This is a genomic window from Sphingomonas aestuarii, assembly GCF_054457155.1.
Genome location: NZ_JBTKVV010000004.1, coordinates 91,169 through 111,720 on the forward strand (window position 1 = coordinate 91,169; position 20,552 = coordinate 111,720).

The window sequence follows — 20,552 nt, forward strand, 5'->3', positions numbered from 1 at the left end:
GTCGCAACCGAAGGTTGACCTGAGTGGCTGTGACCGCGAGGGTTGCGATGAATGAACGACAGGCGGCAGACGCGACCGCACAAAGTGGGGCGATAGAATCGGATGAAAGCTATATTCGGGCGCTGGTTCGCCATCGCCTTGTGGAAACGCATCCTGGGTGCCCTGGTTTTGGGGGCGATCGTCGGCTGGTTCGTGGGCGAAGCGGCGGTCGATATCAAATGGATCGGCGATCTGTTCATTCGCATGATCCGAATGCTGATCGTGCCATTGGTGTTCGTGACATTGGTATCGGGCGTCGCGTCGATGAAGGAGCCGGCGCGGCTGGGGTCGATCGGCATAAAGGCGGTCGGCCTGTATCTGGCCACGACATTTGCCGCGATCCTGATCGGCATCGTGCTGGCCGTGGTCCTGCGACCGGGATCGACGGTCGATCTGAGCGGAGCGGAGGCGCTGACACTGGGCGAGCCGGTGCCGATGGCCGACCGCCTGCTGGCGATCGTGCCGGAAAACGTCTTTGCCGCCTTTGCGGCGGGCGATGTGCTGGCGATCATCTTTTTCGCGATGCTGCTGGGCGCCGGCATCCTGGTCGCAGGCGAACGCGCGGCCCCCGTCACGCGGCTGTTCGACGCGGGCGCCGACGTGATGCTGAAGGTGACCAACATCGTCATGGAAGTGGCACCGATCGGCGTATTCGCGCTGGTCGCCTGGGTGATGGGCACCGAAGGGCCGGGGGCGTTCGTCAACGTGTTCCTTCTGGCGATGGTGGTCTATGTCGGCGGGCTGATCCATATGCTGGTCACGCACGGAACGATGGTGCGGGTGCTGGCCGGAATGCCGATCGGCAAATTCTTTCTGGGTGCGCGCGAGCCGCAATTGCTGGCCTATTCCACCAGTTCGAGTGCGGCGACCTTGCCTGCGACGCTGCGCGCCGCCGAAATCAAGATGGGGATCAAGCCGCCGGTGGCGGGATCGGTGCTGCCGCTGGGCGCGACGATCAATATGGACGGGACCGCCCTATATGTCGCGGCGGTTGCCGTCTTCGGGGCGCAGATCTTCGGCGTGGAATTGAGCCTGTTCGATTATGCGATGATCGCGGTGACGACGACGCTGGTGTCGATCGGGACCGCGTCGGTGCCGTCGGCGTCGCTGTTCCTGATGGCGGTGGTGTTGGACGTGATCGGCATTTCGCCGGGGCAGGCGGCGCTGATCATCGGGTTCCTGCTGCCATTCGACCGCATCCTCGACATGTGGCGCACGGTCGTCAACGTGACCGGCGATCTGGCGGTCGCCACCACGGTCGCGCATTGGGAAGGGGAGATCGAGCCGATCGCAGAACCCTCGACTGCCCGACCCTAAAAGCGCAGTCCGAGAGCAAAGCCGCCGAGCAGATAGCAAATCCCGGTAATCAGCACGATGCCGACGATGTTCAGCACGACGCCACCGCGCGCCATCTGGGCGATGGTGACCGCGCCGGTGCTGAATACGATTGCGTTGGGCGGCGTGCCGACCGGCAGCATGAACGCGCAGGTCGCGGCAAAGGCCACCGGGATCAGCAGCGTCATCGGATCGGCGCCGATGCCGAGCGCGACACCGCCCAGCAATGGCACGAACGTCGCGGCGGTCGCGGTGTTGCTGGTCACCTCGGTCAGGAAGATGACCAGCGCGACGACGACCGCGATCAGCAGCAGGATCGGCAGCACGCCCAGTCCGCCCAGCTGATCGCCCAGCCAGCGGTCGAGCCCGGTGCCCGCCACGGCGCTCGCCAGGCTCAATCCGCCGCCGAACAGCAGCAGCACGCCCCAGGGCAGTCCTTCCTCGGCGTCCTTCCAGTCGAGCAGCATTTCGCGCCGACCGCGACCGGGGATCAGGAACATGGCAAGCCCCGCGCCGATCGCGATCGCGGTATCGTCCATCCGCCCGAACCCGCCCAACCGGTCGGCGACGCCGGGAATCGTCGCGAGCAGGCCGGGCACGACCCACAGGAATGCCGCGCCTGCAAAGACCAGCGCGACCATCTTCTCGCCCTGGCTCGCGGGTCCGAGTTTCGCGATCTCTTCATCGATCATCGCGCGACCGCCGGGAAGCGCCGGAAGGTCGAACCGGTAGAGCAGCTGCGTCATCAGCACCCAGGCGATCAGGATGAAGCCGAGCGCCAGCGGCACCCCCAGCATCATCCATTCGAGAAACCCGATCTGACGCCCCAGTTCGTCAGCGGCATAACCCGCGACGATCGCATTGGGCGGACTGCCGAGCAGGGTGCCGAGACCACCGATGCTCGCCGCCCAGGCGATGGCCAGCATCAGGCAGACGCCGAACCGGCGGACATTCTCGTCGCCGTCGAGGAAATCGACCTGTCCCTTGCGATGCGGCTGCGCGGTCGCCGGGGCAATGCCGCCGTCGCGGCGCTCGGCAACCAGCGCCAGCAGCGAAAAGCCGATCGGCAGCATCATCAACGTGGTCGCGGTGTTCGATACCCACATCGACAGGAACCCCGTCGCCAGCATCATGCCCAGCACGATCCGGTGCGGCGACACGCCGACCCGTCGCAGCGTCAGAAGCGCGATACGGCGATGGAGATTCCATTTCTCCATCGCGATCGCGATCAGGAAGCCGCCGAGGAACAGGAACACGATCGAACTGGCATAGGGTGCGGTGGTCTCCGCCACCGACCGCTCGGTCAGCGCGGGGACCAGAACGATCGGAAGCAGCGACGTCGCGGCAAGCGGCACCGCTTCGCTCATCCACCATACCGCCATCAGCACGGCGATCGCCGCGACGATCCGCGCATCCTCGGGCATCGAACCGCCGCCGCTCACCAGCCAGACGAGCAAGGCGGCGATTACGCCCGCGGCCCTGAGCGACCAGATCAGCCGCGCCGATCGGCCCGGTTTGCGTGTGTCGTCGCTGTCTGCCTTATCCATCGGGCCGGACCCTAATCGCTCCGCACGGAATCGGCGACCCCTTCCGAAGCGCGCGTGCTGCCGCTCGCATCGAGCCGGGCGAGCAAGGCCATGACCTCCGCATCGCCGCGCCACCGCGTCGCCATCCGGCGCACCAGGTTCATCGAATGCCAGCGTTCGCCGAGGATGGCGGCTTCGCGCATCAATTGCTCCATCGCTTCCCGGTCGCCCATCGCCGAGGCGTAGAAGGCCGGCGAAATCCGGGTCTGGCGCGCACCCTCGGCGAATTCGCGGCGGGCATCGGCAATCAATATGCGGTGCGCGGTCGATGGATCGCGGGCGACCGCCCGGTCCAGCCGGTCGGCCAGCGCCAGCATCCGTCGTTCGCCACGCAGTCGGGCGGCTTCGCGAAACTCGCGCGCATATCCCGCAATGTCGCCGCCCGAAATATAGGCCCAGGCCAGGCAGTTGCGGATCGTCGCATCGTCGGGATAGCGATCCTTCAGTGCGTTCAGCCGGTTGATCGCGCGGGCGTCGCGTCCGGCCTGCCAGTCGGCGCAGGCGCGTTCGACTTCGATCGCGGGGGTTCCGGGCAAGAGCACGCGTGCCCGGTCATAGGCGCGCGCGGCATTGGCATGGTCGCCGCGATCGGCGAGCATGTTGGCATACCAGAAGTGCGTCAGCCCGTCTTTCGGATCGATCGACAATGCGCGGCGGAACGATGCGTCTGCTTCCTGAGCGCGGTCGTGCCACCAATATTGGATGAAACCGCGCGCGCGGTGCGCGCTGGCCAGGCCGGAATCCAGACGCAATGCGCGATCGACCGCATCCTGCGCCTGACCATAGGCTTGCGCTTCGGTCGCATCGCCATACTCCCGGCTGATCAGCCAGGCTTCCGCCAATCCGACATGCGCGGGGGCGAATTCGGGATCGCGAGCAATGACGCGTGCGTAAAGTGCGATCGACTGGCGCAGGGACTCGGCGGTGCGCTGCGCCCACAGGTCGCGCGCCGCGGCATAGTCCGCGGCGGCGACGGGGTCGGTGGGGAGCGGCGAAGGAGCGCGGACTCCATCGACGGAGGGTGCGACCGGTTCGCGACCGTGCAGGGCGATGGCGCCGATACCGATGAGCGGAACCAGGCCAAACAAGGCCCAGCGCGCACCCCATATGCGCGCATGCGCCGCAGATGTTGGCAATGCCGATCCGGGCTCGGCATCGGGTGGTGCGTCTGTGGGTGGTGGCGGCGCAGCGGTATCCGTCGGCGGAGGGGCTGCATCGGGCATGTCCGAAGAGGGATCCTCGACATCGACCTGGCGAAGCGCCCAGCTCGCCAGTTCATGTTCGAACGCGAATACCGAACCTTGCACCCCGCCCGGCATCCGGTGAACGGGCAGCGCGCGGTCGCGTGCCCAGCGCATGACGGTGGTTCGATCCCGCCGAAAATAATGCGCGATGGCCTTCCATCCATCGAGTCGCTTGTCGGCAGGTGCATCGGGCATCGAAGTTGGTTCTTCCATGCATTTACATCGGGTCGCGACCTATGCGGCGACGGGAAAGTGGCTGTTTCCAACGCAAACACGCGAAATGGCGAACGATTCCATTTCCTGATCCGATCATATGCAACAGAATGCAACAATTTGCGACATCGCCTTTTCGGCGTCACCAGTGCAGGTTCCGGGCATCGCCAGACTCGATTGCGTCCGGCGAACAGGTCAATGCTTTGGGGGAAACGCGGAGGCGAAGCGACCGTTCGGTCGAGACCGTGAAGCCTTACAATCCAAAGCCAAATTTGTCGGATGGCGCACGCCGCTGACAACCCGGTGCCTCAGCCCCAGCCTTTGCGACCCGGGCGTAGGGCGGGCACCGGGAACTTTTCCCAATCGCTAAATCCAGAGGAGGCGGGGCAAGCCTGCCCTCCTGGCCGGATGAACCCGCGCGCGGAAACGACGCGTAGCGGGTCGCAACCGGCGGTATGAGAGAGACTTGGTGAAATTGGTCGGGACGACAGGATTCGAACCTGCGACCCCCACACCCCCAGTGTGATGCGCTACCAGGCTGCGCTACGTCCCGACCGAGCGCGTGCCTCTAGGCGCTCGGGGACGGTCTGGCAAGACGGTGTTCGCGCGCAGGCAAACGGCGAGGCGTGCGTTGGCTGCGGCATATCCTTGCCCGGAACCTTCGTGCGTGATAGCGCGCGGCGCTTGTGCGGCGGCTTGCGTCTCCGCAACACCCATTCACGAACGTATCGGGACATCATGTTCATCAGCCCTGCATTCGCACAGACCGCCGACGGCGCGGCATCCGGGGGGACCGCCGGTGCGCTGGTTTCGTTCCTGCCGCTGCTGCTGATCTTCGTCGCATTCTACTTTCTGCTGATTCGCCCCCAGCAACGCCGCATGAAGACGCTGCAAAAGTCGATCGAGGCGGTGAAGAAGGGCGATCAGGTCGTTACCGCCGGCGGTCTGCTGGGCAAGGTGACCAAGGTCGAGGACAAGTTCGTCGAGCTGGAACTGGGTCAGGGCGTCAAGGTTCGCGCGGTCAAGGCGACGCTGGCCGAGATCATGCCGCTCGGCTCCGGTAAGCCGGCGAACGACTGATGCTCGACTTTCCGCGCTGGAAGGTCTGGGCGACGTGGATCACCATCGTCGTCCTGTGCCTGTGCGCCGTCCCCAGCTTCCTGCCGGGCAGCGTCCGCGATCAGCTTCCCGGCTGGGCGAAGCCGACGGTCAACCTCGGCCTCGATCTCGCGGGCGGGAGCTATATCCTGCTCGAAGCGCAGCCCGAGGATGTCCGCACCACACGGCTGGAGTCGATGCGCGACAGCGTCGAGCAAGCGATGCGGACCAATCCGCGCATCCAGATCGGCGACATTTCGACGCGTGACGGTCGCCTGACGTTCATGGTGCGCGACGCGAGCCAGGTCGATGCGGTACGCGAGCGGCTGTTGCCGATGACGCAGGGTGCCGGGCTGACCGGCCAGCGCGACTGGAACATCGAAGTCGTCGATTCAACGCGCTTCGTCCTGACCCAGACCGAAGCCGGGCTGAGCCAGGCGCTCGACCGGGCGATGGTCGATGCGACCGAAGTCGTGCGCCGCCGTATCGACGAACTGGGCACGCGCGAACCGACCATCATCCGTCAGGGTTCGAACCGCATCGTCGTGCAGGTGCCGGGCCTCGCCGATCCCGAACAGTTGAAGGACTTGCTCGGCCGCACCGCCGTCCTCGAATTCAAGCTGGTCGATTTCAACGCCGATCCGGCGGAAATCACCGCCGGACGCGCGCCGATCGGCAGCGAAATCCTGCCCTATCCGACCAATCCCGGCGGCGTGCCGGTGATCGCGGTCAACCGGTCGACGATCATCTCGGGCGATCAATTGTCTGATGCGCGGCAGGAATTCGATCCGCAGACCGGCGCTCCGGTCGTGTCGATCACCTTCAATGCCGAGGGCGGTCGCCGCTTTGCGCGCACGACGCAGGAAAATGCCGGACGTCCTTTCGCGATCATCGTCGACGATCAGGTGATTTCCGCCCCAAACATCAACGAACCGATTCTGGGCGGTCGCGCCCAGATTTCGGGCGGTTTCACCGTCGAAAGCGCCAATGAACTGGCGATCGCCCTGCGCTCGGGCAAGCTGCCCGTCGCGCTGACGGTGATCGAGGAATCGACGATCAGCCCCGAGCTCGGCGCCGATTCGATCGAAAGCGGGATCATCGCCGGCGTCGTCGGTACGGTCGCGATTCTGTTGCTGATGCTGTTCGCCTATGTCCGTTTCGGCGTGTACGCCAATCTGGCGCTGGTCGTGAACGTGGTGATGATCATCGGCGTGATGGCGATCTTCAACGCGACGCTGACCTTGCCGGGGATTGCGGGTTTCGTGCTGACGATCGGTGCGGCGGTCGACGCCAACGTGCTCATCAACGAACGCATCCGCGAGGAACAGCGAAAAGGGCGCACGATCAACACCGCGATCGAATTCGGCTACAAGGAAGCGAGCCGGGCGATCTTCGACGCGAACATCACCAACGTCATCGCGGCTGCCATCATGTTCATTTTCGGCGCGGGGCCGGTGCGCGGCTTTGCGGTGGTTCTGACCATCGGCATCGTCACCTCGGTGTTCACCGCGGTTACCTTTACCCGCCTGATGGTGGCGGGTTGGCTCAAGACCCGGCCCAAGCAGCTGGTGATCTGAGGATAATATGATGCGTCCCTTGAAGCTCGTTCCCGACAACACCAACATCGACTGGATGGCGTGGCGGCGGGTGGCGACCGTCTTTTCGATCCTGATGGTCATCGCCTCGATCGTCCTGCTGGGCGTCCGCGGCCTCAATTTCGGCATCGATTTCGTCGGTGGCCAGGTGGTGCGCGTCAGCTTCGCCCAGCCGGTGCAGCTCGATGAATTGCGCAGCCGCGTGGATACGCTGGGGATGGGCGAATCGACCATCCAGCAATTCGGCAGCGCACAGGACATCGCGATCCGCCTGCCGGTGCCCGAGGGCAGCGAAGCGGCCGCCAGCGAAAGCGCGACCGAAATCCGTCAGTTGATCGAAACCAGCTACCCCGGCGCTCAGGTCGGGTCGGTCGAGGCGGTGTCGGGCAAGGTCTCGGGCGAGCTGTTCCAGAAGGGATCTCTGGCGTTGTTCTTCGCGATGATCGCGATTTCCATCTATATCTGGTTCCGGTTCGAATGGCAGTTCGGGGTGGGCGCGTTGCTCGCGCTGGCGCAGGACATCATCGTCACGCTGGGATTCTTTGCCGCGACGCAATTGGAGTTCAACCTGAACACCATCGCCGCGCTGCTGACGATCATCGGCTATTCGCTGAACGACAAGATCGTCATTTTCGACCGGGTCCGCGAGAATCTGCGGAAATACCGCAAGATGGAAATTATCCCGTTGCTCAACCTGTCGATCAACGAAACGCTCGCGCGGACCGTGATGACGTCGCTGACGCTAGTGCTGGCGCTGTCGGCGCTGGTGTTCCTGGGGCCGGACGTGATCTTCGGATTCTCGCTCGCGATGCTGCTGGGGATCGCGATCGGCACCTATTCGTCGATGTTCGTCGGCAACGGCATCCTCATTCAGTTCAAGGTCGGACCCGGCACTTTCGCCCCGCGCGAAGGCGCGGCGGCGGCTGGCGCCGAGCGGGTGCGGGCGCGCGACGCCGAGGTCTGACGGGGATCGTTCCATGAAGATCGAACGCGATGCGCGCGGCGAGGGGCCGGTGATTTCCGGCATCGTCGGGCGCGGCTTTCGCGTCGATGACGGGGTGTATGAAGGACTGTTGATCTCCGCCACCCGCGCGGACGCGTGGAGCCCGCCGCCGATCGACAGGCTGGCAGAGGGCGATGTCGCGCCGCTGCTGACTTCCGCACCGTTGCCCGAATTCATTTTGCTGGGCACCGGATCGCGGCTGGTGCGACCGCCGCAATCCTTCATCGTCGCGCTCGAGGCCAAGGGCGTGGGCGTTGAGATAATGGACAGCCGCGCAGCCGCGCGGGCCTGGGGCGTGCTGCGCGCTGAACTGCGGGCGATCGCCGGGGCGCTTTATCCGCTCGACTGAAGCGATTTGGCGGGTGCGGAAATGGGTTCGCGCAAAGACGCAAAGAAGGTTTTTCACGCGGAGGCGCGGAGAAGAAGGTTTTTCGCACAGAGGCGAAGAGAACGTAAAGATTTTATCTTGCCGCGTAGGGGATTTGCTCGCTTCGTGCTGAGCATCGGAGGTTGAGAGCCGCTGTCGCGGCGAGCGCAATTCCTCCGCGTCTCCGCGCCTCCGCGTGAACCCGCTCTTCTTTGCGCCTTCGCGTCTTCGCGCGAACCATCATCTCCCCACCAACCGGGAAAGATGCGCGTGGAGTTGATCGCGGTTCGCGTCCCATGAATAGGCCGCGACGGTCGCGGCGGTGTCCGCTGGGGCAGGGGGATCGGCAAGCAGTTCGCCGATCGCGCTCGCAAAGGCGTCTGCATCCCGCGCCACGATCCGGCCCCCCGCAGACGATCGGACGATCTCGCGCGCGCCGCCTGCGTCCGGGATGACGATCGGCGTGCCGCTGGCGAGCGCTTCGACCCAGGCATTGGCGAGCCCTTCGCTCCACGAGGCAAGCGCCATGACATCGGCGGCGTTCATCCAGTCCGGGAGCTGCGCGTGCGGGACGCTGCCGATCAACCGGATGCGGTTCGCCACCCCCGACGCCGCGATCCGCGTCGCGAGCGCGGCCTGTTCCGGTCCCTGTCCGATGACGGCCAGCGTCACGCCGGGCAGCCGCGCGACCGCATCGATGACGATCGCGTGTCCCTTGCGCGGGATCAGCGCGCCGAGCGAGACCACCAGCGGCCCGGCGATGCCGAGCGCCGCCTTCGCCGCCGCCCGGTCGCGAACAACGAACAGATCGCGGTCGATGCCGGTGCGGTGGACCGTCACCTTGCCCCGATCGACGCCGAGCGCGGCGATATCGTCGGCCAATGCTTCGGATACGGCGAGGATGCCGTCCGCTTGCCGCGCGGCATCGCGAACCCGGCTCGCGGTTGCAGCGCTTCGGCCCCAGTGATGGATGTCGGCTCCGCGCGCCTTGATCGAAACGGGGATGCCATAGCGCCTGCCGAGCGCGATCGCGGCAGGCCCGTCGGGGAAGAAAAATTCCGCGTCGATGACATCGAAGGGCTTGGCCGCGTGGAGCGGATCGATCACGCGGGCGGCTGCGCGAACCAGGGCGGCGGCATGGAAACGCCCTCCAGTGCCGGGCAGCACCGTGAAGCGCGGGCGATGGATGGCGACGCCATTCCAGCGTTCCGTTTCGGGCACATCGTCAAATCGCCGATAATTGGCATGCCGGGACAATGGCCAGGGCGGAACGCCGATCCCGGCAACAACCGTCAGATCGACATCGGATTTACCGGCCAGCCCACGCGTCTGCTGTTCGACGAACACGCCGAAATTGGGGCGCGTGGCGTCGGGGTATAGCGTCGAGAGGGTCAGAACGCGGAGCATTGCGCGCGGGATAGCAGGTGCGGGTTAAGGAGGTGCTTTCCGATCCCGTGCTCGTGCGAAGGCCGAGTCCAGAGTGGCGGCCATTGCGTTATATCGCCCTGGATTCCCGCCTCCGTGGGGACACGGTGTCAGCATTCACCCCAGATCCCGTTCGTTTCGAGCGAAGTCGAGAAACGCGACCGAAGCGCTCAGATCGCGTTTCTCGACTTCGCTCGAAACGAACGGATGTTAAGGCGTTAGGTATTCTATCCCCGCGCTTTCGCCTGCGCCCGGAAACGGTGAAGCAGGGGTTCGGTATAGCCGCTGGGTTGGGCGACGCCCTCGAACACCAGCGCGCAGGCGGCCTGAAAGGCCAGACTGGTATCTTCATTGCCCGCCATCGGGCGATAGGCGGGATCGCCCGCATTCTGGGCATCGACCTTGGCAGCCATGCGGCGAAGCGCGGCATCGGCTTCTTCCCGCGTGGCGACGCCGTGCAGCAGCCAGTTGGCCATGTGCTGCGACGATATCCGCAGCGTCGCGCGGTCTTCCATCAGGCCGATGTCGTGGATGTCGGGGACTTTCGAACAGCCGACGCCTTGGTCGATCCAGCGGACGACATAGCCGAGGATTCCTTGGGCATTGTTGTCGAGTTCCTGAGCGATCTCGTCGGGCTGCCAGTTGCGCCCCTGCGCGACGGGGACGGTGAGAAGGGCGGACAGCGGCGCCACCGGCTCGCTGGCGCGTGTCGCCTGGCGCGCGAACACATCCACCGAGTGATAATGCGTCGCGTGGAGTGTCGCTGCGGTGGGTGAGGGCACCCAGGCGGTATTCGCGCCGCTCATCGGGTGGCCGATCTTCTGGTCCATCATGTCCGCCATGCGATCGGGCGCGGCCCACATGCCTTTGCCGATCTGGGCCTTGCCAGACAGGCCGCAGGCCAGGCCGATCTGGACGTTGCGGTCCTCATAGGCCTTGATCCAGTCGGACGTTTTCATCTCGCCCTTGCGGATCATCGGACCGGCGCGCATCGCGGTGTGCATCTCGTCGCCGGTGCGGTCGAGAAAGCCGGTGTTGATGAACACGATCCGGTGGCGCACCGCATGGATGCAGGCGGCGAGATTGGCGGAGGTTCGGCGCTCCTCGTCCATCACCCCGACCTTGATCGTGTGGCGCGTCAGGCCGAGCAAATCCTCAACCGCATCGAACAACCGGTCGGTGAAGGCGCACTCGTCGGGGCCGTGCATCTTGGGTTTGACGATGTAGATGCTGCCCGTGCGGCTGTTCGAGCGCGCGCCGCGCAGGTCGTGGAGCGCAATCAGGCTGGTGACGATCGCGTCCAATATGCCTTCGGGCGCTTCGCTGCCGTCGGAGAGGTGCACCGCAGGGGTGGTCATCAGGTGGCCGACATTGCGGACGAACAGCAACGCGCGTCCGGGCAAGGTGATGTCGCGGCCGTCGGGCGCGGTGTAATGGCGGTTGGACTCGAGGCTCCGGGTCAGCGTCTCTCCGCCCTTTTGGAATTGCGCGGACAGGTCGCCGCGCATCAGGCCCAGCCAGTTGGCGTAGGCCGCGACCTTGTCCTCGGCATCGACCGCCGCCACCGAATCCTCGAGGTCGCAGATGGTGGTGATCGCCGATTCGAGGATCACGTCGGCGATGCCCGCAGGATCGTCGCGGCCGATCGGGTGGTCGCGGTCGATCGCGATTTCGATGTGGAGGCCGTTGTGGCGGAAGAGGCGACCGTTTTCGCTTTGTCCGACATATTGGTCGGGGTCGCGCAGGGCGATGGCGTCGGGGTCTGTCAGGTCGGCCCATGATCCGCGTTCGAGCGGGATGGCTCGGTCGAGAAACTCCTTCGCCCAGGCAACGACTCGCGCCCCACGCGCCTTATCGTAAGCGCCGGGCGTGGGCAGGTCGCCCATCGCATCGGTGCCGTAGAGCGCGTCGTAGAGGCTGCCCCAGCGTGCGTTGGCAGCGTTGAGCAGAAAGCGGGCGTTGAGGATGGGCACGACCAGTTGCGGCCCGGCGGTGGTAGCAACCTCGGCATCGACATTATGGGGGTCGACCGCGAAGGGCTCGGGTTCGGGGACGAGATAGCCGATGTCGCGCAGAAACGCCTCGTCCACCGGCTCGCCTGCCTGATAACGGGCGTCGATCGCGGCTTGCAGTGCGTCGCGGCGGGCGAGCAGCGCTCGATTTTCCGGGGTGAAGGCAGCGAAGATGTCGGCCACGCCCTGCCAGAAAGCGGTCGGATCGATGCCGGTGCCGGGCAGCGCTTCGCCATCCAGAAACTCGGCGAGCTGATCAGCGATGTCGAGGCCTGCGCGTAGGGTCATCCACCTGTGCTCCGTTGTCATGCGCCGCAAGGGCGCGTCGTGATCGGGGCCTGGGGAGGCGCGTGTCTTCACTCGCGAAAATGCGCGGCGAGCGCAAGGGGGTGGATCGCATTGGTTGACTTAGGACCGTCGAAACGGCAAACTGGTATCAATTGTTACCAAAATGGAGTGCGCCGCCGTGGAGCATATGGACGTCAACCCGATGGGCCTCGATGGCTTCGAATTCTGCGAATTCACTTCAGTCGATCCCGACAAAATGGCCGCGCAGCTCGAACAGATGGGCTTTGTCGCGGCCTCGACGCATCCGACGCGCGATGTCGTTCGCTACAAGCAAGGGCGCATCAACATCCTGCTCAACCGCATGACCGACGGGCACGCGGCGCAGTTCCGCGCCGATCATGGCCCCTCCGCATCGGGTATGGCGTTCCGGGTGGCCGACGCGAAGGCAGCGTTCGACGCCGCGATCGCGCGCGGGGCCAAGGCCGCAGACGCGGCGACGGGCGCGCTGGGTGACGGTTATGCGCTGGAGGGGATCGGCGGATCGATGCTCTATCTTGTCGATCGGCACGGCGCGAAGGGCAGCCTTTACGACGACTGGAACGCGGTGCCCGGCGCCGAAGAGGCCGAACGCGAAAACTCGGTCGGGCTCGATCTGCTCGACCACCTGACCCACAATGTCCGGCGCGGGCAGATGCGGGTATGGAGCGAATTCTACAATTCGATCTTCGGGTTCGAGGAACAGAAATATTTCGACATCAAGGGCAAGGCGACGGGGCTGTTCAGCCAGGCGATGATCGCGCCCGACAAGGCGATCCGCATCCCGCTGAACGAAAGCCAGGACGACAAAAGCCAGATCGAGGAATATATCCGCGAATATAATGGCGAAGGCATCCAGCACCTCGCCTTCACCACCGACGATATCTACGACACGGTCGAGAAACTGCGCGCGCGCGGCGTGAAGTTGCAGGACACGATCGAGACCTATTACGAACTGATCGACAAGCGCGTGCCGGGGCATGGCGAGGATGTCGAGCGGCTGAAGAAGAACCGCATCCTGATCGACGGCGATGTGGGCGACGAGGGTATTTTGCTCCAGATCTTTACCGAGAATATGTTCGGGCCGATCTTTTTCGAGATCATTCAGCGCAAGGGGAATGAAGGGTTCGGAGCGGGGAATTTCCAGGCGTTGTATGAATCGATCGAACTGGATCAGATCCGTCGCGGGGTTATTACGGTCGACGCATAAGCGTCGGCCGGATGCCGAGCGAAGGCGAGGCCCCGCGACCGGCCAGCGCGGCGAGCCGCTGCATAAGGCGCGGCTCTGCCGCGTCTGACGCGGAGGCGGGTGACAAGGAATGGCTCGCCCGCCATCCTGGGCTCCCGCCTTCGCGGGAGCACGGTATGAGTATGGCGAGGTGGGACAAAAAATGACCAACTACATCCCCGGCTTCGGCAATCATGTCTCGACCGAGGCGGTTCCCGGCGCACTCCCGATCGGGCGCAATTCTCCGCAACGAACCCCCTTCGGCCTCTATGCCGAGCAACTTTCGGGCAGCGCCTTCACCGCGCCGCGGCACGAAAACCGGCGCTCGTGGCTCTATCGCCTGCGCCCCACCGCACAGCATGGTGCGTTCAAGCCTTATGACGGCGGCAGGCTGATCCGCAGCGCCCCCTTCGATGAAACACCGCCCAGCCCCAACCGGCTGCGTTGGGATCCCTTGCCGATGCCGGATGCGCCGACCGACTGGGTGGACGGGCTGACCACCTATGGCGGGACCGGCAACGTCGCCGACCAGTGCGGCGTCGGCATCCATGTCTATGCCGCGAACCGCGACATGGAGCGCGCCTTCTTTTCCGCCGATGGCGAATTGCTGATCGTGCCCGAACGGGGGGCGCTCGCGATCGACACCGAATTGGGGCGGATAGAGGTCGCACCGCTTCAGATCGCGCTCATCCCGCGCGGGATGCGGTTCCGGGTGCGGCTGACGGACGGCGCGGCGCGCGGCTATGTCTGCGAGAATTACGGCGCGCCGTTCCGGCTCCTTGATCTGGGACCGATTGGGTCGAACGGCCTCGCCAATCCGCGCGATTTCGAAGTGCCGGTGGCGTGGTTCGAGGACCGCGATACGCCTTGCGAAGTGATTCAGAAGTTTCAGGGCGGGCTGTGGACGACCAGACTCGACCATTCACCGTTCGATGTGGTGGCGTGGCACGGCAATCTTGCGCCCTGCCGTTACGATCTGACGCGGTTCAACACGATCAACAGCGTCAGCTTCGATCATCCCGACCCGTCGATCTTCACCGTGCTGACCTCACCCAGCGATACGCCCGGCACTGCAAATTGCGATTTCGTGATCTTCCCGCCGCGTTGGATGGTGGCCGAGGATACGTTCCGGCCGCCCTGGTTCCACCGCAACGTCATGAGCGAATTCATGGGGCTGATCCACGGCGAGTATGACGCGAAGGAAGGCGGCGGCTTCGTCCCCGGCGGCGCGAGTCTGCACAACCAGATGAACGGCCACGGCCCCGACCAGGCAAGCTATGACAAGGCGGTCGCCGCCGACCTGAAACCGGTCAAGATCGACGGCACGATGGCGTTCATGTTCGAAACGCGGGCCGTCATCCGCCCGACCCGGTGGGCAAGTGAGAGCCCGACCATGCAACTCGATTACGACGATGTCTGGACGGGGTTCGCCAAGGCCAAGCTGCCCGAGTGAGTGACGCACCACCCGCCACGACGCGGCTCTTCGCGACGCCGCCGGGCATTGCGCTCGGCCCGCTCGATCAGATCGCCGACGGCAAGGCGCGCAACTTCGTGCTCCAGATGCGTGCCGGACGCTTTCACGGCTTCGTCGTGCGGCGCGGGGACGCGGTGTTCGGCTATGTCGATCGTTGCCCGCATGCGGGCGTGCCGCTGACCCAGACGCTCGACGACTATCTGACCCCGGACGGATCGCTGATCGCGTGCAACTGGCATGGTGCGTTGTTCGAGATCGTGGACGGGCGCTGCGTCGGCGGGCCGTGCGTGGGTCAGGCGCTGACGCCGTGGCCGGTGCGGATCGATGAAGGTCAGCTTGTTACCGGGAACGCCGAGCTTTAGGTCGCGCCGACTGGCCTCCTCGTATTACGCAGCACCGTCAATCAGAGTAGAAGCCCGCCAGGCCGCTCGCTCAGGCGTCCCGAACATCGGGGATCCATTTTGTCGGCGGGTTGATGCCTGCAGCGTTTGCGATCGGTCCTGAGCACGGCACCGGCCAAGGTGGCAAGGTCGAGCCGCAGCGTGATTTCCAGCGTATCGACCGCGAGCAATGCCTCTCTCATCGCCCACAAACGCAGCAGTTTCGGTTCTGCTCCCGTCACGATAATGCGGGGTGTCCGGATCGTGTCGATTGCGCGCGCTTTATCCGTGAGTTAGTCGTGCAGAGTTGAAGGGGGGAGAGGTCTCGATGGGGGTCGGATCGGGTGAGGGCGCCGCCGCGCCGCTTGCCATATTCATGCTGGAACGCGACGCCCATCCGCCCCGCGAACAACTGGCCGCGTGGTGTGCGGCCACGGCTGCCCTGTTCGATAGCGCACCCGTGGTGCCCGACGATCCGAACTTTACCGGCGCGATACGATCCTATGCGATCGGCCCGCTGCTGTTCGGGCGATCGGAGAGCGTCGCCCAGCATTTCGTCCGCGATCACAGCGTTATCGCGCGCAGCGGCGTCGATCACCTGCTGGTCCAGCTTTACGTGACGGGCGGGTATCGCGGGGCGACATCGGCTGGCGAGATCCTGGTCGAGCCGGGCGACATCAGTGTGCTCGACCTGGCCGAAACCTTTGAAACGGTGGCGTCGGATGCGTTCGATAATTTGAACCTGATCGTGCCGCGCGCGATGCTGGCGCAGGCCGGGATCGATGTCGAACCGCTTCACGGCCTGGTATTTCGTCGCGACAATCCGATTACCCAGTTGCTGGGCAATCATCTGGCCGTGCTCGACCAGCTTGTGGGATCGATGCAGGTCGCCGACGGAGAGGCTGCGGCCGATGTCGCATTCTCGCTGCTGGTCGCCAGTTTGCGCCATGCGCCGGAGCAGGGCGAGCGGGTTGCGATCGACTCGGTGCTGGGCCGCGCGCGCAGCGTAATCGAAGCGAACCTGGCCGATCCCGCGCTCAACGCCGATTGGATCGCGCGCGAATGTGGCATGTCGCGCGCATCACTGTATCGCCTGTTCGAACCGTCGGGCGGCGTCGCGGCCTATATCCGGCTGGTCAGGATGCGCAGGGCGTTGTTCGAATTGTCGCGCGCCGACGGGTCGGGTGCCCGAGTGGCGGCGGTGGCACTGCGCTGCGGTTATGAAAATGCGACCAGCTTTACCCGCGCGTTTCAGGCGACGTTCGGCGTGTCGCCAACGGCGGTGCGGTTGTCGGCGCAGCGCCGCTGGCCGCACAGCGCGGGCAATGGCGCCAGGCCGGCAGAAGAAAACCCGCTGACCGACTGGATCCGCAATCTGCTGATCCGGCGCGCGCAAGGCATCGACGACGGGCCGGAAATCGCGATCGACTGATTGCCGCAGGCCGTGGCTAGGCTACACCCATCGGCGATGACAGAGACGCCCCCCGATCCGATTCCCGCCGCCACCGTCATCGTGATGCGCGACCGTGCCGCGGCGCCGCCGCAGTTGCTGATGGTCGAACGCGCACGCACGATGCGATTTGCGGGCGGTGCGCTGGTGTTTCCCGGCGGACGCATCGATCCGGGCGATCGGGTGGCCGGGGCGGGGTTCGACGGCGACCCCGATGACATGGCGGCGCGGATCGCCGCGGTGCGCGAGACGATCGAGGAGGCTGGCGTCGCGGTCGGCGTGAGCGGACTGGAGGGCGGATACGCGCTGGGGCGCGTGCGCGCGCGTCTGCATGACGGCGATGCGATCCTTGAGGCGCTGGCGACGATCGATGCGACGCTGGCGCCGGAAATGCTGGTGCCCTGGTCGCGCTGGTGCCCGCATCACAAGCTGGTCAGGGTGTTCGACACGCGTTTCTATCTCGCACGCTGGGATGAGGATCACCCCCCGCCCGAGGTGGACGGGACCGAGAATACGCGCATTTTCTGGGCGAGCGCCGCAGAGGTGCTGGCGAGCGCCGATCGCGGCGAGGCGCGGCTGATCTTTCCGACACGGCGCAATCTGGAACGTCTGGCGCAGTTCGGCAGTTTCGATGAGGCCATGACCCACGCCAATGCCCATCCCGTCCGCAAGATCGTCCCCTGGGTGGAGGCGCGGCGCGGCACCGATCATCTCTGCATCCCCGACGACCTGGGTTACCCAGTCACCGCCATACCGATGGAAGACGCCGACCGGGCATGAGCCGGGGCAGGCGGCAGGCGCGCGGATTGAAGGCGTTCAGGCGAACGATCGGCTGGCTGGTGGCGCTGTCGGTCGTCGCGGGGGCGGGGCTGTTTCTTTATTCCTTCGCACGCGACCGGCCGCAGGACTTGCCCTGGACCGAACTCGACCTGGCGCAACCGGTGGGGCTGTTCACGCGCGGCAAGCTCAACGGGCTGGGCGACGATTTCGGCCAGTGTCGGGCGTTGCTCGACCGCGCAGGCGTGGAATATGACGCGCTCGATCCCGTCAATCCGAGCGCCCAGTGCGGCTATGACAATGCGGTGCGCTTTGCCGCTGGCGGGGCGCGCAACATCGGCTTTTCGCCTGCCGGGGTCGGAGTATCCTGCCCGGTCGCGGCGTCGCTGGCCATGTGGGAATGGAATGTCGTCCAGCCCGCCGCACAGGCGCATTTCGGCAGCCCGGTTGCCCGGATCGAGCATTTCGGCAGTTACAGCTGCCGTCGCCTCTATGGCCGCGACGAGGGGGCGTGGAGCGAACATGCGACCGCCAATGCGTTCGACGTGGCTGGCTTCGTGCTGGAAAATGGCGAGCGGATCACGCTGATCCGCGACTGGGACGATGCCGAAAAGGGCGCGTTCCTGCGCGAGGTGCGCGACGGGGCGTGCGACCTGTTTACCACGGTCCTGTCACCCGATTACAACGCGGCGCACGCCGACCATTTCCATTTCGACCATGCGAGGCGCGGCATGGGCGGGGCGTGTCGGTAACCGCGTTTGTCCCCAAAACCGTTGGTGCTTCGACAGGCTCAGCACCAACGGTTTAGAGATTTGTCGCGATCAATGCGCCATCGGCTGCGCGCCCACCTTTTCCACCCAGGCGGGGTAGAAGGCGGGTTGGCGCGAGGACCAGCCGGATGCGGTCGCTGCCGCTTCCGAAATCGACTGGAGCAACTTGCGGCGCAGGTCGGGATGCAGATGCGGCATCGCCGCCGCCGCGCAGAATGCAGCGGGCAGGAACGGGCGAACCTCTGCACCCACCAGTCGCTCGTACAGGAAGCGATAGGCGGAAAAGCTGGTCAGCCGACCCTGACCCAGATCGAAAGCCGACACCGTAATCAGCGGCGCCATGAACGGCTCGATCGCGTCCAGCGCGCTGTCGTCGGGGATCGTCGCGCGAAGATCGGGCAGGCGGTCGTAAATGCGCGCCTGCGCCCGGATGCTCGCCGCCTCGACCACGTCGCGCGACCAGCGCGTCAGCGCGTCGTCGCGGTCGAGACCGATGTCGAGCGACCGGCGAACATAGCGCTGGGTCGATGACGGAAAGCTGGCAAATTCCTTCATTTCCGCCAGCGTCATTGCGCCTTCGGCCGGTTTCATGCGACTGCCCATCTCATTCACTCCCACCCCCGTGGATAACCAAGCCAAGTATTGCAGAGCATGGTTAACAACCTGCTGAACAACCCGGTCTTTGCTCGTTCATCAAGGAATCACGAAAGCTGTTGCGTTGCAACAAAGGTTGCGACGAAGCGTAACGCATTTGTGAATATGTCGCCAAACTGCGATATTTGCGCAACAATGCGTCTCGACCCAAGCCGGGCAACCCCAGGCCGTTTTGATCGTTCTGAACCGGGAACGATGTCGTTCGGCGCGCGACGGGTTGACCTGGCGTCGCGTCGACCACAGCTTTTGAGGATAAAAGACGAGGATTTTGTGATGCGTATCCTGTTGATGAGCGGCGTGGCGCTGGCGCTGGCGCTGGGCGCAACGCCCGCGACGGCCCAAACCAGCAATCCGATCCAGACCATCGACCTGCCGCCGTCGGTGTCGGTCAGCAGCGATCCCTTCTCGCGCGTCGATGATGCAGAAGCAGCCGCCGACGCCTTGGACGCTCCCGCCGATCCCGATGCCGAGGTGTCGGCAGCGACGACGTCCGTGACACCGGCGCTGGCCGCTGGCGCCGCAGCGGTGGGCGATACGCGAGCAGCGGCAGCCGCAGAGACGGTGCCGAACGCCGAGGAAAGCGCGGCTGGACGCGTCGATGCGATCATGGAAACGCTGCTGGGGCCATCGGAAGAAGAGCAGCGCGCCGTCGCGGCAAGGCTCTACGCCGAACAGGCCGAGCGGCACCGGATGGAAATGCAGCGCGCCGAAACGCTCAACCGCGAAGCCCGCGAACGGGTGGAGGCAGAAAACGCCCGCCGCCTGGCCGAGTACCGCGCCGAGGTCGAACGCATCAACGCCGATCATGCCGAACGCGAACAGGCGCGTATGGCAGACTGGCGGGCGCGCGTCGTCGCCTGCGAAGCGGGTGATCGCTCGGCGTGCGGCCGGTGACATCGCCGGTTGGCACACCCGAGACGTCGTCCAATTGGGAAGCCGATAACGGCGCGCGCCGCCATGCCCCGGCGACCGAACGCAACCGCGATGCGATCGCGGCGGTGCTGGCGGATGTGCTTCCGAACAGCGGCACGGTGCTGGAAATCGCGAGCGGCACGGGGGAGCATATCGCCTATTTCGCCGAGCGATTTCCGACGCTGGACTGGCAACCGAGCGATCCCGATCCGTCCGCGCTCGCATCGATCGCGTCGTGGACCGCCGGACTGGAAAATGTCGCCACACCCATCGCCATCGACGCGACCGATCCGGGCTGGCCGGTCGATCGGGCCGACGCGCTGCTGTGCGTCAACATGGTGCACATCGCACCGTGGGAAGCGACATTGGGGCTGATGAGCGGCGCGGCGGTGGTGCTGGCCGACGGTGCGCCCTTGATCCTGTACGGCCCCTATCTCCGCGGCGACGTGGCGACCGCGCCGTCCAACCTGGCATTCGACGCCTCGCTCAAGTCGCGTGATGCGCGATGGGGGCTGCGCAGCGTCGAGGATGTGACCGCCGCAGCGGCCGCGAGGGGGCTGGATTTCGATCGACTGGTCGAGATGCCCGCCAACAATCTGATGCTGATGTTCCGCAATGGCCGATCCGGGGTGACGCCAGCGAGCTGAAACGGTTAGGGTGCGCGGC

General features: G+C 65.3%; 18 protein-coding genes and 1 tRNA gene. 13 read left to right on the top strand and 6 right to left on the bottom strand.

Features of this window, described 5'->3' with window-relative positions:
* Nucleotides 1-102: 102 nt before the first annotated feature.
* Nucleotides 103-1,356 (top strand): dicarboxylate/amino acid:cation symporter, encoded by a 1,254-nt coding sequence (locus ACX0GZ_RS08740; protein WP_458815468.1) that lies wholly within the window; start codon nt 103-105, stop codon nt 1,354-1,356.
* Here the strand turns inward: ACX0GZ_RS08740 and ACX0GZ_RS08745 are convergent.
* From ACX0GZ_RS08745 to ACX0GZ_RS08755, 3 genes are all read right to left on the bottom strand, one after another.
* Nucleotides 1,353-2,921, bottom strand: a complete 1,569-nt coding sequence (locus ACX0GZ_RS08745) for an SLC13 family permease (RefSeq protein WP_458815470.1) — start codon at nt 2,919-2,921, stop codon at nt 1,353-1,355. The genes ACX0GZ_RS08740 and ACX0GZ_RS08745 overlap by 4 nt on opposite strands.
* An 11-nt stretch (nt 2,922-2,932) precedes the next feature.
* Nucleotides 2,933-4,399, bottom strand: a complete 1,467-nt coding sequence (locus ACX0GZ_RS08750; protein WP_458815472.1) for a tetratricopeptide repeat protein — start codon at nt 4,397-4,399, stop codon at nt 2,933-2,935.
* Between the two features lie 494 nt (nt 4,400-4,893).
* Nucleotides 4,894-4,970: transfer RNA gene (locus ACX0GZ_RS08755), tRNA-Pro, on the bottom strand.
* A 185-nt stretch (nt 4,971-5,155) separates the two neighbouring features.
* On the opposite strand from ACX0GZ_RS08755, the gene yajC reads away from it, so the two are divergent.
* The 4 genes from yajC to ACX0GZ_RS08775 are packed head-to-tail and all read left to right on the top strand — an operon-like array spanning nt 5,156 to nt 8,462.
* On the top strand, nt 5,156-5,497 hold the full coding sequence (yajC, locus tag ACX0GZ_RS08760) for a preprotein translocase subunit YajC (RefSeq protein ID WP_458815474.1): 342 nt from the start codon (nt 5,156-5,158) through the stop codon (nt 5,495-5,497).
* Nucleotides 5,497-7,092, top strand: coding sequence for a protein translocase subunit SecD (secD, locus tag ACX0GZ_RS08765; RefSeq protein WP_458815476.1), 1,596 nt, complete (start codon nt 5,497-5,499; stop codon nt 7,090-7,092). Before yajC ends, secD begins: the two co-directional genes overlap by 1 nt.
* A 10-nt stretch (nt 7,093-7,102) precedes the next feature.
* Complete coding sequence (gene secF / locus ACX0GZ_RS08770; RefSeq protein WP_458815478.1) at nt 7,103-8,074, top strand: protein translocase subunit SecF; 972 nt, start codon at nt 7,103-7,105, stop codon at nt 8,072-8,074.
* 13 nt (nt 8,075-8,087) lie between these two features.
* On the top strand, nt 8,088-8,462 hold the full coding sequence (locus tag ACX0GZ_RS08775) for an MTH938/NDUFAF3 family protein (RefSeq protein ID WP_458815480.1): 375 nt from the start codon (nt 8,088-8,090) through the stop codon (nt 8,460-8,462).
* A 258-nt stretch (nt 8,463-8,720) separates the two neighbouring features.
* On the opposite strand, the gene ACX0GZ_RS08780 is transcribed toward ACX0GZ_RS08775, so the two are convergent.
* Nucleotides 8,721-9,887, bottom strand: a complete 1,167-nt coding sequence (locus ACX0GZ_RS08780) for a glycosyltransferase (RefSeq protein ID WP_458815482.1) — start codon at nt 9,885-9,887, stop codon at nt 8,721-8,723.
* A 245-nt stretch (nt 9,888-10,132) separates the two neighbouring features.
* The gene (locus ACX0GZ_RS08785) at nt 10,133-12,205 is read right to left on the bottom strand and encodes a malate synthase G (protein WP_458815484.1); all 2,073 of its coding nucleotides are present in this window, start codon (nt 12,203-12,205) and stop codon (nt 10,133-10,135) included.
* A 187-nt stretch (nt 12,206-12,392) separates the two neighbouring features.
* On the opposite strand from ACX0GZ_RS08785, the gene hppD reads away from it, so the two are divergent.
* From hppD to ACX0GZ_RS08815, 6 genes are all read left to right on the top strand, one after another.
* Complete coding sequence (gene hppD, locus ACX0GZ_RS08790; RefSeq protein ID WP_458816179.1) at nt 12,393-13,451, top strand: 4-hydroxyphenylpyruvate dioxygenase; 1,059 nt, start codon at nt 12,393-12,395, stop codon at nt 13,449-13,451.
* Between the two features lie 181 nt (nt 13,452-13,632).
* Nucleotides 13,633-14,922 (top strand): homogentisate 1,2-dioxygenase, encoded by a 1,290-nt coding sequence (gene hmgA / locus ACX0GZ_RS08795; RefSeq protein WP_458815486.1) that lies wholly within the window; start codon nt 13,633-13,635, stop codon nt 14,920-14,922.
* On the top strand, nt 14,919-15,305 hold the full coding sequence (locus tag ACX0GZ_RS08800; protein ID WP_458815488.1) for a Rieske (2Fe-2S) protein: 387 nt from the start codon (nt 14,919-14,921) through the stop codon (nt 15,303-15,305). Before hmgA ends, ACX0GZ_RS08800 begins: the two co-directional genes overlap by 4 nt.
* Nucleotides 15,306-15,630: 325 nt before the next feature.
* Nucleotides 15,631-16,755, top strand: a complete 1,125-nt coding sequence (locus ACX0GZ_RS08805; RefSeq protein ID WP_458815490.1) for a helix-turn-helix domain-containing protein — start codon at nt 15,631-15,633, stop codon at nt 16,753-16,755.
* 36 nt (nt 16,756-16,791) lie between these two features.
* Nucleotides 16,792-17,553, top strand: a complete 762-nt coding sequence (locus tag ACX0GZ_RS08810) for an NUDIX hydrolase (protein ID WP_458815492.1) — start codon at nt 16,792-16,794, stop codon at nt 17,551-17,553.
* Entirely contained in the window at nt 17,550-18,302 is a 753-nt protein-coding gene (locus ACX0GZ_RS08815; RefSeq protein ID WP_458815494.1) for an extensin-like domain-containing protein, read from the top strand. Before ACX0GZ_RS08810 ends, ACX0GZ_RS08815 begins: the two co-directional genes overlap by 4 nt.
* 69 nt (nt 18,303-18,371) lie before the next feature.
* Here the strand turns inward: ACX0GZ_RS08815 and ACX0GZ_RS08820 are convergent, their stop codons facing one another.
* Nucleotides 18,372-18,923 (bottom strand): hypothetical protein, encoded by a 552-nt coding sequence (locus ACX0GZ_RS08820; protein ID WP_458815496.1) that lies wholly within the window; start codon nt 18,921-18,923, stop codon nt 18,372-18,374.
* A gap of 324 nt (nt 18,924-19,247) precedes the next feature.
* Between ACX0GZ_RS08820 and ACX0GZ_RS08825 the strand changes: the two genes are divergently transcribed.
* Together ACX0GZ_RS08825 and ACX0GZ_RS08830 are read left to right on the top strand one after the other, a co-directional pair.
* Nucleotides 19,248-19,868: a hypothetical protein gene (locus tag ACX0GZ_RS08825; protein WP_458815498.1), complete on the top strand. Its 621-nt coding sequence runs from the start codon at nt 19,248-19,250 to the stop codon at nt 19,866-19,868.
* Nucleotides 19,865-20,533 carry a DUF938 domain-containing protein gene (locus tag ACX0GZ_RS08830; protein WP_458815500.1) on the top strand — a complete coding sequence of 223 codons (669 nt, stop codon included), beginning with the start codon at nt 19,865-19,867 and terminating at the stop codon, nt 20,531-20,533. The genes ACX0GZ_RS08825 and ACX0GZ_RS08830 overlap by 4 nt, the downstream gene beginning before the upstream one ends.
* The last annotated feature ends 19 nt before the right edge of the window (nt 20,534-20,552 follow it).

Excerpts from the sequence above, each read along its gene's own strand:
- ACX0GZ_RS08740 (WP_458815468.1), top strand. The coding sequence starts at position 103 with ATGAAAGCTATATTCGGGCGCTGGTTCGCCATCGCCTTGTGGAAACGC.
- ACX0GZ_RS08785 (WP_458815484.1), bottom strand. The coding sequence starts at position 12,205 with ATGACCCTACGCGCAGGCCTCGACATCGCTGATCAGCTCGCCGAGTTT.
- hmgA (WP_458815486.1), top strand. The coding sequence starts at position 13,633 with ATGACCAACTACATCCCCGGCTTCGGCAATCATGTCTCGACCGAGGCG.
- secD (WP_458815476.1), top strand. The coding sequence starts at position 5,497 with ATGCTCGACTTTCCGCGCTGGAAGGTCTGGGCGACGTGGATCACCATC.
- ACX0GZ_RS08815 (WP_458815494.1), top strand. The coding sequence starts at position 17,550 with ATGAGCCGGGGCAGGCGGCAGGCGCGCGGATTGAAGGCGTTCAGGCGA.
- ACX0GZ_RS08825 (WP_458815498.1), top strand. The coding sequence starts at position 19,248 with ATGCGTATCCTGTTGATGAGCGGCGTGGCGCTGGCGCTGGCGCTGGGC.
- ACX0GZ_RS08750 (WP_458815472.1), bottom strand. The coding sequence starts at position 4,399 with ATGCCCGATGCACCTGCCGACAAGCGACTCGATGGATGGAAGGCCATC.
- yajC (WP_458815474.1), top strand. The coding sequence starts at position 5,156 with ATGTTCATCAGCCCTGCATTCGCACAGACCGCCGACGGCGCGGCATCC.
- ACX0GZ_RS08820 (WP_458815496.1), bottom strand. The coding sequence starts at position 18,923 with ATGGGCAGTCGCATGAAACCGGCCGAAGGCGCAATGACGCTGGCGGAA.
- hppD (WP_458816179.1), top strand. The coding sequence starts at position 12,393 with ATGGACGTCAACCCGATGGGCCTCGATGGCTTCGAATTCTGCGAATTC.
- ACX0GZ_RS08775 (WP_458815480.1), top strand. The coding sequence starts at position 8,088 with ATGAAGATCGAACGCGATGCGCGCGGCGAGGGGCCGGTGATTTCCGGC.
- ACX0GZ_RS08780 (WP_458815482.1), bottom strand. The coding sequence starts at position 9,887 with ATGCTCCGCGTTCTGACCCTCTCGACGCTATACCCCGACGCCACGCGC.
- ACX0GZ_RS08810 (WP_458815492.1), top strand. The coding sequence starts at position 16,792 with ATGACAGAGACGCCCCCCGATCCGATTCCCGCCGCCACCGTCATCGTG.
- ACX0GZ_RS08745 (WP_458815470.1), bottom strand. The coding sequence starts at position 2,921 with ATGGATAAGGCAGACAGCGACGACACACGCAAACCGGGCCGATCGGCG.
- secF (WP_458815478.1), top strand. The coding sequence starts at position 7,103 with ATGCGTCCCTTGAAGCTCGTTCCCGACAACACCAACATCGACTGGATG.